Source organism: Devosia sp. UYZn731 (assembly GCF_040546795.1).
GTDB lineage: Bacteria > Pseudomonadota > Alphaproteobacteria > Rhizobiales > Devosiaceae > Devosia.
Genome location: NZ_JBEPOL010000002.1, coordinates 270,569 through 284,725, shown reverse-complemented (window position 1 = coordinate 284,725; position 14,157 = coordinate 270,569). Strand labels below are relative to the sequence as shown.

19 protein-coding genes are annotated in these 14,157 nt (G+C 62.5%); 14 read left to right on the top strand and 5 right to left on the bottom strand.

Annotated features, from left to right (window positions below; translation table 11 throughout):
• Positions 1–28: 28 nt before the first annotated feature.
• Entirely contained in the window at positions 29–493 is a 465-nt protein-coding gene (ruvX, locus tag ABIB57_RS05795) for a Holliday junction resolvase RuvX (RefSeq protein ID WP_354039154.1), read from the bottom strand.
• 70 nt (positions 494–563) lie between these two features.
• Between ruvX and ABIB57_RS05790 the strand changes: the two genes are divergently transcribed.
• The 8 genes from ABIB57_RS05790 (at position 564) to ABIB57_RS05755 (ending at position 5,677) form a co-directional block, all read left to right on the top strand.
• Positions 564–1,097 carry a hypothetical protein gene (locus ABIB57_RS05790; protein WP_354039152.1) on the top strand — a complete coding sequence of 178 codons (534 nt, stop codon included), beginning with the start codon at positions 564–566 and terminating at the stop codon, positions 1,095–1,097.
• A 211-nt stretch (positions 1,098–1,308) separates the two neighbouring features.
• Positions 1,309–1,596, top strand: a complete 288-nt coding sequence (gene gatC / locus ABIB57_RS05785; RefSeq protein WP_354039150.1) for an Asp-tRNA(Asn)/Glu-tRNA(Gln) amidotransferase subunit GatC — start codon at positions 1,309–1,311, stop codon at positions 1,594–1,596.
• 3 nt (positions 1,597–1,599) lie between these two features.
• On the top strand, positions 1,600–2,082 hold the full coding sequence (locus tag ABIB57_RS05780) for a GNAT family N-acetyltransferase (RefSeq protein ID WP_354039149.1): 483 nt from the start codon (positions 1,600–1,602) through the stop codon (positions 2,080–2,082).
• Complete coding sequence (locus ABIB57_RS05775) at positions 2,079–2,570, top strand: hypothetical protein (protein WP_354039148.1); 492 nt, start codon at positions 2,079–2,081, stop codon at positions 2,568–2,570. Before ABIB57_RS05780 ends, ABIB57_RS05775 begins: the two co-directional genes overlap by 4 nt.
• Positions 2,567–3,025: a hypothetical protein gene (locus ABIB57_RS05770; RefSeq protein ID WP_354039146.1), complete on the top strand. Its 459-nt coding sequence runs from the start codon at positions 2,567–2,569 to the stop codon at positions 3,023–3,025. Before ABIB57_RS05775 ends, ABIB57_RS05770 begins: the two co-directional genes overlap by 4 nt.
• Entirely contained in the window at positions 3,022–4,506 is a 1,485-nt protein-coding gene (gene gatA, locus ABIB57_RS05765) for an Asp-tRNA(Asn)/Glu-tRNA(Gln) amidotransferase subunit GatA (protein WP_354039144.1), read from the top strand. Before ABIB57_RS05770 ends, gatA begins: the two co-directional genes overlap by 4 nt.
• Positions 4,506–5,261: a pentapeptide repeat-containing protein gene (locus ABIB57_RS05760; RefSeq protein ID WP_354039692.1), complete on the top strand. Its 756-nt coding sequence runs from the start codon at positions 4,506–4,508 to the stop codon at positions 5,259–5,261. The genes gatA and ABIB57_RS05760 overlap by 1 nt, the downstream gene beginning before the upstream one ends.
• A gap of 98 nt (positions 5,262–5,359) precedes the next feature.
• Positions 5,360–5,677, top strand: a complete 318-nt coding sequence (locus ABIB57_RS05755) for a hypothetical protein (RefSeq protein ID WP_354039142.1) — start codon at positions 5,360–5,362, stop codon at positions 5,675–5,677.
• A 144-nt stretch (positions 5,678–5,821) separates the two neighbouring features.
• On the opposite strand, the gene ABIB57_RS05750 is transcribed toward ABIB57_RS05755, so the two are convergent.
• Positions 5,822–6,079, bottom strand: coding sequence for a YjhX family toxin (locus ABIB57_RS05750; RefSeq protein WP_354039140.1), 258 nt, complete (start codon positions 6,077–6,079; stop codon positions 5,822–5,824).
• Positions 6,080–6,367: 288 nt separating this feature from the next.
• Between ABIB57_RS05750 and ABIB57_RS05745 the strand changes: the two genes are divergently transcribed.
• The 4 genes from ABIB57_RS05745 (at position 6,368) to ABIB57_RS05730 (ending at position 9,477) form a co-directional block, all read left to right on the top strand.
• Entirely contained in the window at positions 6,368–6,682 is a 315-nt protein-coding gene (locus tag ABIB57_RS05745; RefSeq protein ID WP_354039138.1) for a chorismate mutase, read from the top strand.
• A 12-nt stretch (positions 6,683–6,694) separates the two neighbouring features.
• Positions 6,695–7,207, top strand: coding sequence for a GNAT family N-acetyltransferase (locus tag ABIB57_RS05740; protein WP_299728705.1), 513 nt, complete (start codon positions 6,695–6,697; stop codon positions 7,205–7,207).
• A 223-nt stretch (positions 7,208–7,430) separates the two neighbouring features.
• Positions 7,431–8,933 (top strand): Asp-tRNA(Asn)/Glu-tRNA(Gln) amidotransferase subunit GatB, encoded by a 1,503-nt coding sequence (gene gatB / locus ABIB57_RS05735; protein WP_354039136.1) that lies wholly within the window; start codon positions 7,431–7,433, stop codon positions 8,931–8,933.
• Positions 8,934–8,955: 22 nt separating this feature from the next.
• A complete protein-coding gene (locus ABIB57_RS05730; protein ID WP_354039134.1) occupies positions 8,956–9,477 on the top strand; it encodes a YqhA family protein in 522 nt (173 codons plus the stop codon).
• A gap of 24 nt (positions 9,478–9,501) precedes the next feature.
• Here ABIB57_RS05730 and ABIB57_RS05725 read toward each other — a convergent pair whose 3' ends face one another.
• From ABIB57_RS05725 to purM, 3 genes are all read right to left on the bottom strand, one after another.
• Positions 9,502–10,392 carry a DMT family transporter gene (locus tag ABIB57_RS05725; RefSeq protein ID WP_354039132.1) on the bottom strand — a complete coding sequence of 297 codons (891 nt, stop codon included), beginning with the start codon at positions 10,390–10,392 and terminating at the stop codon, positions 9,502–9,504.
• A 146-nt stretch (positions 10,393–10,538) separates the two neighbouring features.
• A complete protein-coding gene (gene purN / locus ABIB57_RS05720) occupies positions 10,539–11,126 on the bottom strand; it encodes a phosphoribosylglycinamide formyltransferase (RefSeq protein WP_354039130.1) in 588 nt (195 codons plus the stop codon).
• Positions 11,123–12,199, bottom strand: coding sequence for a phosphoribosylformylglycinamidine cyclo-ligase (gene purM, locus ABIB57_RS05715; RefSeq protein ID WP_354039128.1), 1,077 nt, complete (start codon positions 12,197–12,199; stop codon positions 11,123–11,125). Before purM ends, purN begins: the two co-directional genes overlap by 4 nt.
• 133 nt (positions 12,200–12,332) lie before the next feature.
• Between purM and ABIB57_RS05710 the strand changes: the two genes are divergently transcribed.
• Together ABIB57_RS05710 and ABIB57_RS05705 are read left to right on the top strand one after the other, a co-directional pair.
• Entirely contained in the window at positions 12,333–13,424 is a 1,092-nt protein-coding gene (locus tag ABIB57_RS05710) for an AI-2E family transporter (RefSeq protein WP_354039126.1), read from the top strand.
• Positions 13,402–14,157: a P-loop NTPase family protein gene (locus ABIB57_RS05705; RefSeq protein WP_354039125.1), complete on the top strand. Its 756-nt coding sequence runs from the start codon at positions 13,402–13,404 to the stop codon at positions 14,155–14,157. Before ABIB57_RS05710 ends, ABIB57_RS05705 begins: the two co-directional genes overlap by 23 nt.

The window sequence follows — 14,157 nt, the reverse complement described above, 5'->3', positions numbered from 1 at the left end:
TGTACGATTTTCGTACAATTATCCAGCACTAGCGCGGCCGCAGCCGATCCAACGCACCTTGCAGAATGTAGCTCGCTGCCAGCTTGTCGACGACTTCCGCTCGTCGGTCGCGGCGCATGTCCGCCTGGATCATCATGCGGGTCACCGCGCTGGTGGACAGTCGTTCGTCCCAGAAGGCGATCGGCAGGGTGATGCGTTGCGCCAGGCTTCGGGCGAAGGCGCGGGTAGATTGCACGCGCGGGCCTTCGGAGCCGTCCATGTTCAGAGGCATGCCGAGAATGACGGCGATGATGGCGTTTTGCGCGATGATCTCGTCCAGCCGGATGGCATCGGCGGTGAATTTGGTGCGCTTGATGGTTTCGAGCGGGGTCGCGGAATAGCGCATGCCATCGGAGATGGCGACGCCAATGGTCTTGGTGCCCAAGTCCAGGCCCATGATGCGGCCGGTCGCGGGGATGGCGGCGAGGGGATTGGCGAATTCGTCGTCGGACATGAGGTCTCGGCTTTGTCTCGTTGTCTCCGTCCTATAGTTTACCGGTAAAGTTGGCGACTGGAATCGAAGCATGAAACTGACCTGGTTCGGCGGCACGACGATGCGGGTGCATATCGGCGGGGCGATGCTGGTGATCGATGCGGAGGGCGCGCCGGAGGGAATCGATCGGGCGGAACTGCTGTCGGGGGCCGATCGGCAGATGTCGTTTGCTGATCTGGCTGGGCTTGAGGCGATCGATCCGGCGCGGTGGGCGCCGCGCAGGACGTCGGCGCTGATTGATGAGAGCGATGTGCCGGCGGTGGCGGTGTATCGGGCGGGTGCGGCGGCGATTCTGGTGGATGCGGTGGGGGAGCAGCCCTTGCTTATCGTCACCAGCGAAATCGAGCGCATGGGACGATGGGTGGGCAATGCGGTGGTTGTGGTTGCAGGGGCGCCTGAGGCACTGCCGGAGCTGGCCGCCCACGTGCTGGACCGGCTGGGGCCGAAGCTGATCGCGGTGGCTGGGCCCGAGGAGGCCGTGGACGCGGTGATTCTGCGGGTGAAGGACCTGCTGGACGGAACCGGGCTGATGGCGCTGGAGCCAGGATTGGCGCTGGAGGTATAGCATGACTCCCGACCAACCTTCCTGCCCGCAGACTTGATCCGCGGGTCTTTGTCAGTACGGCAGGTGCCGATAGTGGCCCGCGGATCAAGTCCCCAGGAAGTGCGGCGGGTGTGGGGTATCGTGTGTCAATTGCCGAAGATTGGTTGCATATGTTGCAACTTCACGCGAGCCGTTGTTAAAAGCGCATCACTTCCCAAGCTTGGAGACAGACATGTCGGTCGACGCCGCAACCGTGAAGCGCATTGGGCGCCTGGCGCGCATTCGTATCGAAGAGAACGAAGTGGCGACCTATCAGGACGAGCTCAACACGATCCTGGGGTTTGTCGAGCAGCTCAGCGAGGTCGACGTGACCGGTGTCGAGCCGATGACGTCGGTGACGCCGATGGTCTTGCGCAGGCGCGACGACGTGGTGACCGATGGCGGCTATCCGGAGCGGATCGTCGCCAATGCGCCGCTGAGCGAGGATAATTTCTTCATGGTGCCCAAGGTGATCGAATAGACCATGGCGGTTACTGTCGCCATCGAGACGCCGTTGCAGGACGATGTGCGCAAGCTCGTCTCGCAGTTGAACGAGCATTTGTTGCCGCTGTCGCCGCTGGAATTCCAGTTCAAGATGACGGTGGAACAGATGGCCGATGCGGCGACGACGGTGTTCGTGGCGCGCGATGAGACCGGCGCGGCAATCGGCTGCGGGGCACTCAAGCTGGCCGATGACGGCACCGCCGAGGTCAAGCGCATGTTCACCGATCCTGCCGTGCGCGGACAACGGGTCGGCTCGGCACTGCTGGCGGCCATTGTGGCGCTGGCGCGTGCCAAGGGCATTTCGAGCCTGATGCTGGAGACCGGCGTGGGGCCGGGCTTCGAAGGCGCACATAGGCTTTACACCCGCAGCGGATTTGCCCTGCGCGGTGCGTTTTACGACTACCCCGATAGCGAATGGTCGGCATTTTTCGAAATGCCCCTCAACATGGAACAACCGGCGTGAAAAAATTTGGAATTGCGGCGGCGTTGATGCTGGTGAGCGTTGGGGCCGCGATGGCCGATCAGTATGACGCGGTTTATGTTTCGGACCCCGCTGTGTGCGAACGCGCGGGCGAAGCGGATATGGGCCAAGTCCTGTTCGACCTGAAGGCGGCCGCAGTGTCGCCGCGCGTCGGCATCTGGATGGGCGAACTCGGCTGCAAGCTGGTCGATGTGCATATGAACGAGTCCAACTGGGGTGGCACGCAGGAAGTCTACGCGGCGGCCCGTTGCGATGGCCCCTATCTGGCGTTCATCGACACCGTCGTGGTGACCTCGGATTCGGGAAATATCAACCTGGCGTGGGGCGACCGTGAGGGCACGCCGCCGGCGATGGTGGAAGTCCTGTCTATGAAGCATGGCGACAGCACCGATGCCGAGCGCGATCCGGAAAGCTACGCGGGCGTCTATACGCAGTGCGACGCTCTCAAGCCGGCGGATTTCATCAAATGATCAAAGCGACAGCGAGCATGGTGCTGCTGGGCCTGCTGACCGTGTCGGTGGGGGCGCAGGAATTGAGCGTGGATCAGTCCAAGCTCTACGTCACCGACCCGGCGGCCTGCCAGAAGCTGCAGGATGTTGGCGTCGACGCCTTCAACGACACGGATTTTCTGGCGATGTCGCTGACCGATGGCATCCAGGGAATGGAATTTCACTGCAACTTCATGGATGTGAAGGGCCGCAAGGGCAGCAGCTTCCTGTTCGTCTCGGCGGTTTGCGAAGCGCCCGGCGAAGTCTATCCCGATACGCTATCGATCAGTCCCTATGACGAAACGACCATTCAGGTGGTCTCCAGCTACGACGCGATGATGGTCTCGTCGGGCAATGCCGAACCACCCGGGCCGACCACCAATCCCGGCGTTACCATGTATCACCGCTGCGACAATCTGAGCGAGTTACCCCGTTGACCGATCTAACCAAACTGAGCCTCGTCGAAGCCCGCAAGGGCCTTGCAGCAAAATCCTTCACCTCAACCGAGCTGACGGGCGCGTACCTGACCGCCATCGAGGCCGCCAATCCAGCGCTCAACGCCTATGTGGCCGTGACGGGCGAGCAGGCGCTGAGCATGGCCAAGGCCAGCGACGAAAAGCTTGCGCAGGGCGAGGGCGGGGCGCTGGAAGGCATTCCGCTGGGCATCAAGGACCTATTCGGCACCAAGGGCGTACACACGCAGGCGGCCAGCCATATCCTCGACGGGTTCAAGCCGGAATACGAATCCACGGTCACAAGCAATCTGTGGCGCGATGGCGCGGTCATGCTGGGCAAGCTCAACATGGACGAATTCGCCATGGGCTCGTCCAACGAGACTTCGTATTACGGTCCTGTGATCAGCCCGTTTCGCGCCGAGGGGAGCAATGCGAACCTCGTGCCCGGTGGCTCTTCGGGCGGCTCGGCAGCGGCGGTTTCTGCTTGGCTCTGCGCGGCCGCGACGGCGACCGACACGGGCGGCTCGATCCGCCAGCCTGCGGCGTTCACCGGCACCGTCGGCATCAAGCCGACCTATGGCCGCTGCTCGCGCTGGGGCGTGGTGGCGTTTGCGTCCTCGCTCGATCAGGCGGGGCCGATCGCGCGCACCGTCGAAGACGCCGCCGTGATGATGACTTCTATGTCCGGGTTCGATCCGAAGGATTCGACCAGCGCTCAGTTGTCAGTGCCAGACTTTGCCGCCGCCGTCGAACGCGGCGTCAAAGGTCTGACCATTGGCGTTCCGCGAGAATATCGCATGGACGGCATGCCTGCCGAAATCGAAAAGCTCTGGCAGCAGGGCCTCGATTGGCTCCGTGCCGAGGGCGCCATGGTGCGCGACATCTCCCTGCCGCACACCAAATATGCGCTGCCGGCCTATTATATCGTCGCGCCGGCCGAGGCGTCGTCAAACCTGGCGCGCTATGACGGCGTCAAGTATGGCCTGCGCGTGAGCGGCAAGGACATCACCGACATGTACGAACTGACACGCGCCGCCGGTTTCGGTCGCGAGGTCAAGCGCCGTATCATGATTGGCACATACGTGCTGTCTGCAGGTTATTTCGATGCCTACTACGTGCAGGCGCAGAAGGTCCGTACGCTGATCAAGAAGGACTTCGAGGATGCCTTCAACGCCGGGGTCGATGCGATCCTGACGCCGGCAACGCCCTCGGCGGCCTTTGGCATTGGCGACGAGGCCATGGCGGCCGATCCGGTCAAGATGTACCTCAACGACGTGTTCACGGTGACGGTCAACATGGCAGGCCTGCCGGGCATTGCGGTGCCGGCGGGCAAGGACGGGCAGGGGCTCCCCCTAGGCCTGCAGCTCATCGGCAAGCCGTTCGACGAGGAAACTCTGTTCGCCGCCGCCCGGGTGATCGAGCGTAGCGCCAATATGGACTTTTCGCCAAAGCCTTGGTGGTGATGCGCCAGGGGGCGTTCGAAGACGCAATTCGCGCCGGCGAGGTTATCGAGGGCGAGGACCTGTTCGAGATCGATTGGCGCGATCTGCCGAGCGGGCAGGTACGGCTGCGCAATTGCGAATTGCGCGACGGCGCTTTGGCAGGAGCGGAGCTCAACGAGTCGGTGTTCGAGGACGTCACGTTCCTCAACTGCAAGTTCACCAAGGCCGACCTGGTGAATGCGAAATTCACTCGTTGCGTGCTGTTCGATAGCGACGCGCGCAAGGGGTGCGATTTTGCCGATGCGCAGTTGCGCGGCGCTCATTTCATCGAGTGCAACCTGTCGCTGGCCCGGTTCGCCGGGGCCAACCTGCACGGGCTGATGCTGGAGCGCTGCAAGGGCACCGGCGCTGATTTTGAGGATGCCAGTTTCGTGCGCAAGAGCGGCCGCAACAGCGTGGCGGCGGGGCGGTTCATCGATAGCGCGCTGGACTTTGCCAATTTCCGCGGCGTGGTACTGGAAGATTGCGATTTCGCCGGCAGCAGTCTGCGGCAGGTGGATTTTGCGCGCACCAGTCTGTCCAAAACCGGGTTTCGCAAGGCCGACCTGTCGGCGGCGATCATCGACGAGGCGGACATGGACGGGGCCGACCTGCGCGGTGCGGTGGTCAGCGGGCTCGACCTGACGCGGGCGCGCAATCACGCCGGCATCAAGGTCAGCGAGTCGCAATTGAGCGCGCTGGTGGGGCCGTTCGGCCTGCGCGTCTTTCCCGACTAAAGCGGCCCACGCCTTGATTGGCGGGCCCATGAGCGTTATGTGCGCAGTCAATATGGAATTCCGGCGGGCCCTGGCGTGCCGATGGTTTGGGTGATTGGATGGCCGTGGATATCTTTACTTCGCTCGATTGGTCCGAGCCGCCCAAGGATATGAGCAAGCCCCTGCAGGCGCTGTGGTGGCTCAAGAAGGGCAGTTTGCGTGTGGGTCCCGAATGGGAGCAGGCGCATAATATCGTGCAGGCGATGGAGGGCGTGCAGGCGTTCGACTGGGTGCATGCACTGATGCACTGGATCGAGGCCGACATGGGCAATGCCGATTACTGGTATCGCCGGGCTGGGAAGAAGCGGGCGACTGCGAGCGTGAGTTCGGAGTGGGAGCATATTGCGGCGGCACTGAGCGATGTGACGCGGCATTAGCTTTCTCACCTCTCCTTTTGGGGGAGAGGTCGGCGCGCAGCGACGGGTGAGGGGGCCTTTCTTCCCCGCGCACCGCATCGAGTAAAGGCCCCCTCACACGACCCAAGAGGGTCGACCTCTCCCCCAAAGGGAGAGGTGAAGGGATCACCGGTTATTCGCCTCGCTTCGCACTAGCTCCAGCCCCCGCCTGGTGATCCGGTACGGCTGGCCGCCGGACGACTTGATGGCCTTCTTGGCCCTCAGCTTCTTGAACAGCATCAGGCTGCAATCGTTCATCAGCCAGCCTTCGCGATTGAAGAATTCCAATCCGGTGACCTTGCCGGCTTCGTTTTTGAGCAGCGCAATGCGGCCGCCCTGCGCCAACGCGTGCAGCACGCGCTGTTCGTTTCGAGAGATATCCATGTTGAGTGTCGGCCCGAATGCGGGCGGCCGAAAGCCGAACCCGCGAACAAACGGAGGCGCTCGCCGGCATCACGCTCGGCGGCGACTGGTTCATTCATGCCCCGTCGCGCAGTGGGACGGGGCTCTAGCGGGTCTCAGACTTGGTAGACATGAAGGCAGAACCTTGTTTGCCGGGACGGTATAGCGCTCGCGGAGGCCGCTTTCCAGATTGGCGAATGGTGGCGGTTGAAATCGGCGCCAAGCCGGTGCAAACCAGCAACAACCGAATTCTGCGAACTGGATGCCGCCGTGACCGCTTTGAAGCCGCCCGCCCAATGTGAAACCAAAGAGGACGTCCGCGCCGAAATTGATCGGGTGGACCAGGCGCTGTTGGCGCTGTTCGCCGAACGGCATCAATATGTGACGCGGATGGCCGAGATTAAGACCGATCCGCACGAGGCGCGCGACCCGGTGCGGATCGAGGCGATCATCGAGAAATTGCGAACCCGCAGTTTGGCTCTTGATCTCGACGAGGATCAGGCCGAACTTATCTGGCGGACCCTGATCGATTGGAATATCAATTACGAGAAGGGCATCATCGCGGCACGCCGCCGCGCCGAATAGGGAGAAGCGCCCATGGCCGGCATCCTCATCCGCAAAGCCGAGAGCGAAGATGCCCGCCGGCTGGCCGATATCGCCTATCGCGCCTGGGAAAGCAGCATCCTGCCGCTGCTGACCGAGCGGCCCGGCATGCGCGAGGCCGAGCAACGACGGCTGGCGCAGGTGGTCTCGGAAACGCTGGGGCGCATTTCAGTGGCCGAAGTCGATGGCGTCGTCGTCGCCTGGTGCTCGCGGGCGGCCAAGCGGGCCTATATTCCGTTCCTGTTCGTTATGCCCGAACTGCAGGGCAATGGGCTCGGCAGCATGCTGCTGCGTCGCGTCGAGACCATCCTTGAGCTTGAAGGCGCCGATCGGGTGCAACTGGAAACGCCCGCCGACAATGTGCTGGCGGTCCGGTTCTACGAAAAGCAGGGTTATCGGATTTTAGCGATGCGCCCGGATGGACGCGCTGCCCATGAAGCCTTCATGAGCGTGCGGCTGGAAAAGGTGCTGAGCCCGTTTGTCGGCGTGATCGACGACGAAGATTGAGCTTTCTTCTGCACTTTCTCTACCCTTTCTTCCCGCGGACTTGATCCGCGGGCCTCCCCCCAACGCGGTGAGTGCTGATAGTGGCCCGCGGATCAAGTCCGCGGGAAGGGCGGTGGGTGGGAGAGATTGTGCCCACGATCCGGTTCGGCGAGTTTCCGTTGCATCTCGCGCCGCCAATAAGTAAGCACTTACCTACATTTTGCCTTCCCGCCAGGACGACCAATTGACCCTTATCGATACGCGCACGCCCAATCCGAAAAGCTTCATCGCCGGTTCGACCGGTGACTGGGAAATCGTCATCGGCATGGAAGTTCATGCGCAGGTGACCAGCGAGAGCAAGCTGTTCTCGGGTTCCTCGACGCTGTTCGGCAACCCGCCCAATTCCAACGTGTCGTTCGTGGACGCGGCGATGCCGGGCATGCTGCCGGTCATCAACGAGGAATGCGTGCGCCAGGCTGTGCGCACTGGGCTGGGCCTGAAGGCGCAGATCAACAAGCGCAGCGTGTTCGATCGCAAGAATTATTTCTATCCCGATCTGCCGCAGGGCTATCAGATTTCCCAGTTCAAGGACCCCATTGTCGGCGAGGGCAAGGTGTTCCTCGACATGGGCGAGGACGGGGAAATTGAGATCGGCATCGAGCGGCTGCATCTGGAGCAGGATGCCGGCAAGTCGATCCACGACCAGCATCCGAACATGAGCTTCGTTGACCTGAACCGCTCGGGTGTGGCGCTGATGGAAATCGTGAGCAAGCCGGACCTGCGCTCGTCCGAGGAAGCAAAGACCTACCTCTCCAAGCTGCGCACCATCCTGCGCTATCTCGGCACCTGCGACGGCAATATGGAGCAGGGCTCGATGCGCGCCGACGTCAACGTATCGGTGCGCCGGCCGGGCGGCGCATTCGGCACGCGCTGCGAAATCAAGAATGTGAACTCGGTGCGGTTCGCCGGGCAGGCGATCGAATACGAAGCGCGGCGGCAGATCGATATTCTGGAGGATGGCGGCAGCATCGACCAGGAAACGCGGCTGTTCGATCCCAAGCTGGGCGAGACGCGCTCGATGCGCAGCAAGGAAGAGGCGCACGACTATCGCTATTTCCCCGACCCCGACCTTCTGCCGCTGGAATTCGACCAGGCGTTTATCGACGCGCTGGCGGCCAAGTTGCCCGAATTGCCGGACGAGAAGCAGACGCGGTTCATTCGCGATTATGGCGTGACGCCATACGACGCGATGGTGTTGACGCTCGATCGCGAAGCGGCTGATTGGTATGAAACCACCGTGACCTTCGGCGGCAAGGCGCGCGACGGCAAGCAGGTGGTCAACCTGATCATGGGCGACCTGTCGGCCTATGCCAACACCCAGCAGGTGTCGTTCGCCGAAACCCACATCACGCCCAGCCAGATCGCCGGCATCGCCGACCTGATTGCCGACGGCACGATTTCGACCAAGATCGCCAAGGATGTGCTGGCGCTGATCCTGACCGACGAGAAGGAAGCCGATCCGGCCGAACTGATCGAACGGCGCGGGCTCAAGCAGGTGACAGATCTTGGCGCGATCGAGGCGATCATCGACGAGATCATCGCCGCCAATCCCGATCAGGTTGCCAAGGTGTTGGCCAAGCCGACGATGATCGGCTGGTTCGTCGGCCAGGCCATGAAGGCGTCGGGCGGCAAGGCCAACCCGCAGGCGCTCAACGAGCTGATGAAGAAGAAGCTCGGGCTAGAGTAAACGCGCAGTCAGGGAGGCAGCGATGGCGGAGCCGGAGGCGAACGACCGTGATGCCGAACCACGCCGCCGTGGCGGTCCGTTTGTGATCGGCGGCATAGTCGTCCGCGTCGCCATGCTGATCCCGGTGATCGCGCTGAGCGTCGCTTCGGTGGCGCTGATCGTCTACGGCGCCTTCGAGACGCGCCATTTCGTAACGGCTTTGTTTCATCCCGACGGCGCCGTACACCGCGACGAAATCATGCTCGTGGCGATCGAACTCGTGGATTTGTTCTTGCTGGCGACGGTGGTGCAGGTGGTAGCCCTGGGGCTCTACCAGCTCTATTTCCGCCAGGATCTGCAATTGCCCAAGTGGCTCAAGGTCGAGACGCTGGACGATCTCAAGTCCAAACTCGTGGGCGTTACCGTCACGGTGCTGGCAGTCTATTTTCTCGGCCGGGCGCTGACCTGGGAGACTGGCGCGGATATCGCCTATCTCGGCATCGGCGTGGCCCTGGTGATCGTGGCGCTCACCTGGTTTTTGGGCAAGATCGACAATCACGAGTAACGTGATTGTCGATTGCCAGCGTGTTCAGGCCGCGACACGCCGTCCCAGCTTGAGAATGCGACCGTCCAGCAGGAGCAGGCCGAGGAAAATCACCGCCATACCAATCATGTGAACCGTCTCGAAGCGCTCGTGCAGCACCAGCACGCCGAGCAGGATCGCCGAGATCGGGGTGATGAAGGTGTTGATCGAGAAATTGGTGGCGCCGACGCGCGGCAGCATGCGGTACATCAACAGGAACGCGAAGCTGCTCGACAAGAGGCCAATGCCCAGCAAGGCGCCCCAGGTCTCGATACGGGTGATGGTGGGAATGCCCTCGAAAATGAAGCCGAATGGCACCGAAACGATCGCTGCTGCCGTCAGCGAACAGGCTGCGATTGTGGTGGGATCGATGCTGCGCAGCCGACGGGCATAGTTCAGCGTGAAGGCGTAGCACAGCGTCGCCAGCAGGCACGCGCCGATGGCCCAGAGCTGGTTGGACGAGCCGCCGCTCAGCGAAGGCGACGCCAGGATCGCGGCGCCGACGAAGCCGACCAGCACGCCCATGGACTTGTTGAGAGTAGCCTTCTCGCCACCGCGCCAGAAATGGGAGACCACCACGGTCATCAGCGGCGTCAGTGCGTTGATCACGCCGACGAGGCCGCTGGGCAGGTCCTGTTCGGCCAGGGGGAACAGCGCGAATGGGATGGCGTAATTGAGCACGCCCAGGATCAGAAATTGCAGATAGAGCACCGGCTCTCGCGGCAGGCTGCGGCGGGTGGCGACGAAATAGGCCCAGCAGCCGAGAGCGCCAACGGTGACGCGCAGGGCGGACACCCAGATCGGCCCGAGCTCGCGGATCAGGATCGCGTTGAACAGGAACGAGCAGCCCCAAATGGCGCCAATGAGAATGATGAGCAGCCAGTCGCGCAGTGTCATGCCGATTCCCCTCGGTAAAATCGGAACCTAGTCCGACGGAGAACAAAGGTCGAACCGATTTTGACGATAGGTGGGATGAATATGGGTGATGAGGATTGGACTGGCTTGAGCCAGAGCCAACGCGAACTGATCGCCCATTTAACGACCTACGGCGCGGAAATCTCCCCGGCCGACAACATCCGCAGAGCCTCCGGATAAAGGCGATGTTCCGCAATCAGGGTGCGGGCGGCCAAGGTTTCCGCATCGTCGCCGGGCAGGATCGGCACCTTCGCCTGTAGGATCACCGGGCCCTCGTCCATTCCGTGGGTGACGAAATGCACGGAACAGCCGTGTTCGGTGGCACCAGCGTCAAGCGCCTGCTGGTGGGGGTGAAGGCCCTTGTAAAGCGGTAGGAGGGACGGGTGGATGTTGATCATACGCCCCGCCCAATGGTCGATGAAGTCGTCGCCCAGGATGCGCATGAAGCCGGCAAAGCAGACGATGTCGACGTCCCAGCTTTCAAGCGTCTGCGTCATGACGTCCTCGAACATGTCGCGGCTGGGAAACTTGCTCTGTGCAAGCGAAGCAATGGCGATGCCATGACCCGCCGCAATTGCCAGGCCGGGGGCAGCAGCGCGGTTTGACAGGACGCCAACGATTTCAGCCGGATAATCCGGCACCCTAGCGGCCTCGATCAGCGCCTGCATGTTGGAGCCGCGACCCGAGATCAGGATGCCGACGCGCTTGCGGCTCACAGCGCCAGCGCGCCCTGGAACGTCACCGGCTCGCCGGTGCGCGCGGTGAGCTGGCCGACGACCGCCGCCGTTTCACCGGCTGCGGTGAGCTGCTCGACCAATCTTGCGGCGTCATCAGGCGCCACGGCGACGAGCATGCCGACGCCGCAATTGAAGGTGCGCAGCATTTCGCGCTCGCTCATGCCGCCGACCTTGGACATCCAGCCGAACACGCGCGGCACGGTCACTGCTGCCAGATCGACATGGGCGGCGAGGTGATCGGGCAGCACACGGGGGATATTGTCGATAAAGCCGCCGCCGGTGATGTGGGCCAGGGCCTTGATCGCGATGCCGGATTTGAGCGCTGCGAGCAGCGGCTTCACATAGATGCGGGTCGGCGTCAGCAGCGCCTCGGACAGCGACTGGCCGGGCGCGAATGGCGCATCGGCGGTCCAGGCGAGGCCGGAGAGTTCGACGATCTTGCGGACCAGCGAATAGCCGTTGGAATGTACGCCCGAGGAGGCGATGGCGACCAATACATCGCCCTCGGCAATATCGGCGCGCGGCAGGAGTGTGCCGCGCTCGGCGGCGCCAACCGCGAAGCCAGCCAGATCGTAGTCATTGCCGTGATACATGCCCGGCATTTCGGCGGTTTCCCCGCCAATCAGCGCACAGCCGGCGATGCGGCAGCCTTCGGCGATGCCGGTGACAATGGCCGTGGCCTGCGCGACGTCCAGCTTGCCCGTGGCGAGGTAATCCAGAAAGAATAGCGGCTCGGCGCCCTGCACGATGATGTCGTTGACGCACATCGCCACCAGGTCCTGCCCGATGGTGTCGTGATTGCCGGTTTCGATGGCAATTTTGAGCTTGGTGCCGACGCCGTCATTGGCGGCCACCAGCACCGGATCGGTAAAGCCGGCCGCCTTGAGATCGAACAGGCCACCAAAGCCGCCGATTTCGCCATCGGCGCCGGGGCGGCGCGTGGAACGAACTGCGGGCTTGATCGCTTCTACAAGGGCGTTACCGGCATCGATATCGACGCCCGCCTGCTTGTACGATAGTCCGTTTGGTGGCAGGTTTTGCGGGTCGGACATGGGCCTCAATGCCAAATTGGGGAAACCGGGCGCAACAGCGCGGATAAAAGCTCAAGCGGTTGAACTTTGCCGCGCTGGCCGCTACGAGGCCTGATAGCTTCTCCACTGAACCGAAGCAAGGGTTGCCCGCCGCATGACACTGCGAAATCAAGTCCTGGTCTGGATCGCCCTTCTGGTTGCCCTGGTGTTGATCCTGTGGGTATTCCGCGCGATCCTGCTCCCCTTTATCGTGGGTGCCGCATTGGCCTACCTGCTCAATCCGCTGGTGAACCAGTTGCAGAAATGGCGCATCAACCGCGCCTGGGCGACCACGATCGTGCTGCTGAGCGTGATTACCATCGTGGTCAGCATTTTCATCATGTTCGTGCCGCTGATCGGCCAGCAGATTATCGGCCTGATCCAGCGCCTGCCGCAATATGTGAGCGATCTGCAGGCCCTGTTTGCGCGCTGGTCGCCCGAAATCAATCAATGGCTCGGGCCCGAGCGCGCTGCCCAGCTGCAGACCAGCATCAACGATCTGGCGCGACAGGCGCTTGGCTTCATCGCTACCCTGCCGGGTGAACTGGTCAATATCGGCCTTACCGGTGCCGCCGTCATCGGCTTCACCGTGCTTACGCCGGTGGTGGCATTTTACCTGCTGCTCGATTGGGAAGGCATGATCCACGGTATCGAGGGGCTGCTGCCCAAGGAGCACAAGGGCGAAATCGACACCATTCTCAAGGACATCGACAAGTCCATGGCCGGCGTGATCCGCGGGCAGGGCGGTGTCCTGTTGATTGATGCGGCGTTCTACGCCACGGCCCTGAGCTTGATCGGGCTGAACTTCGGGCTGGTTGTCGGGCTCATTGCCGGCCTGATGAGCTTTATCCCATTTGTGGGGTTCGTGCTGGGCTTCGGGCTGTCGGTCGGCATCGCCATCGTGCAGTTCTCGGGCGACCTGCTGATGGTCGGTATTGTGGCGGGCGTGTTCCTGTTCTGGCAGTTCATCGAGGGCAACATTCTGTATCCCAAGCTGGTCGGCTCATCGATCAACATCAACCCGGTCTGGATGATGTTCGCGCTGCTCGCTTTGGGCGCGGTGTTTGGCTTTGTGGGCCTGTTGCTCGCCGTGCCCATGGCCGCCATTGCGTCGGTGCTGGTGCGCTATGGCGTGCGCAAGTACAAGGAAAGCACGCTCTATCTCGGTTCGAGTGGTGGCACTGGTGGCGACCCTGGGCCGGTTTGACACAGCGCCGGAAAACGAGGTTTCGGGACAACTTCCGCTCGAACTCGGGCACGTGCCGGCGCATGGCGAAGGCGATTTCCTGGTCGGGGAGGGCAATGAGCTGGCCTATGGCCGTGTCCAGGCTTTTCCCCACTGGGGCGATCCGCTGACGCTGGTGCTGGGGCCAGCCAAATCGGGCAAGTCGCATCTGGCCCGGATTTTCGCCGACCGCAGCGGAGCCCATTTCGCCGAGGCGCACGAGATCGAACGGCTGGCGCGTGATGGCGGGCGGCAACCGCTGGTGATCGAGGATGTCGACCGGTCCGGTTATGACGAGGCGGGGCTGTTCCACTTGCTCAACCAGGCCATGCGGGACAACCGGGCGATCCTGATGACGGCACGGGAAGATGTTGCGCAATGGCCGCTGGCGACCGATGATGTGCGCTCGCGAGTGCGCCGGGCGACGGCGTTCTCCATGGCGATGAGCGATGACATCCAATTGTCACAGATGTTCGTGAAATTGTTCGGGGACCGGCAGATCGCCGTCGATCCGAAGATCATCGCCTATCTGGTGGCGCGCATGGAGCGCTCCACCGAGGAAGCGGTGATTCTGGCGGATTTGATGGACCGGCTGGCGCTGGCCAAGGGAAGCGCCATTACCCGCAGCATTGCCGCCGATGCGCTAGACCGCCGCCGGGCGGCACTAGGCGCGGGCCAACACGAACATGACCGGGACGAGCAAGACGATGAATGA

Bases quoted from the DNA above. Each gene is read 5' to 3' on its own strand.
- ruvX (WP_354039154.1), bottom strand. From the start codon at position 493: ATGTCCGACGACGAATTCGCCAATCCCCTCGCCGCCATCCCCGCGACC.
- ABIB57_RS05790 (WP_354039152.1), top strand. From the start codon at position 564: ATGAAACTGACCTGGTTCGGCGGCACGACGATGCGGGTGCATATCGGC.
- gatC (WP_354039150.1), top strand. From the start codon at position 1,309: ATGTCGGTCGACGCCGCAACCGTGAAGCGCATTGGGCGCCTGGCGCGC.
- ABIB57_RS05780 (WP_354039149.1), top strand. From the start codon at position 1,600: ATGGCGGTTACTGTCGCCATCGAGACGCCGTTGCAGGACGATGTGCGC.
- ABIB57_RS05770 (WP_354039146.1), top strand. From the start codon at position 2,567: ATGATCAAAGCGACAGCGAGCATGGTGCTGCTGGGCCTGCTGACCGTG.
- ABIB57_RS05760 (WP_354039692.1), top strand. From the start codon at position 4,506: ATGCGCCAGGGGGCGTTCGAAGACGCAATTCGCGCCGGCGAGGTTATC.
- ABIB57_RS05755 (WP_354039142.1), top strand. From the start codon at position 5,360: ATGGCCGTGGATATCTTTACTTCGCTCGATTGGTCCGAGCCGCCCAAG.
- ABIB57_RS05750 (WP_354039140.1), bottom strand. From the start codon at position 6,079: ATGGATATCTCTCGAAACGAACAGCGCGTGCTGCACGCGTTGGCGCAG.
- ABIB57_RS05740 (WP_299728705.1), top strand. From the start codon at position 6,695: ATGGCCGGCATCCTCATCCGCAAAGCCGAGAGCGAAGATGCCCGCCGG.
- ABIB57_RS05730 (WP_354039134.1), top strand. From the start codon at position 8,956: ATGGCGGAGCCGGAGGCGAACGACCGTGATGCCGAACCACGCCGCCGT.
- ABIB57_RS05725 (WP_354039132.1), bottom strand. From the start codon at position 10,392: ATGACACTGCGCGACTGGCTGCTCATCATTCTCATTGGCGCCATTTGG.
- purM (WP_354039128.1), bottom strand. From the start codon at position 12,199: ATGTCCGACCCGCAAAACCTGCCACCAAACGGACTATCGTACAAGCAG.
- ABIB57_RS05710 (WP_354039126.1), top strand. From the start codon at position 12,333: ATGACACTGCGAAATCAAGTCCTGGTCTGGATCGCCCTTCTGGTTGCC.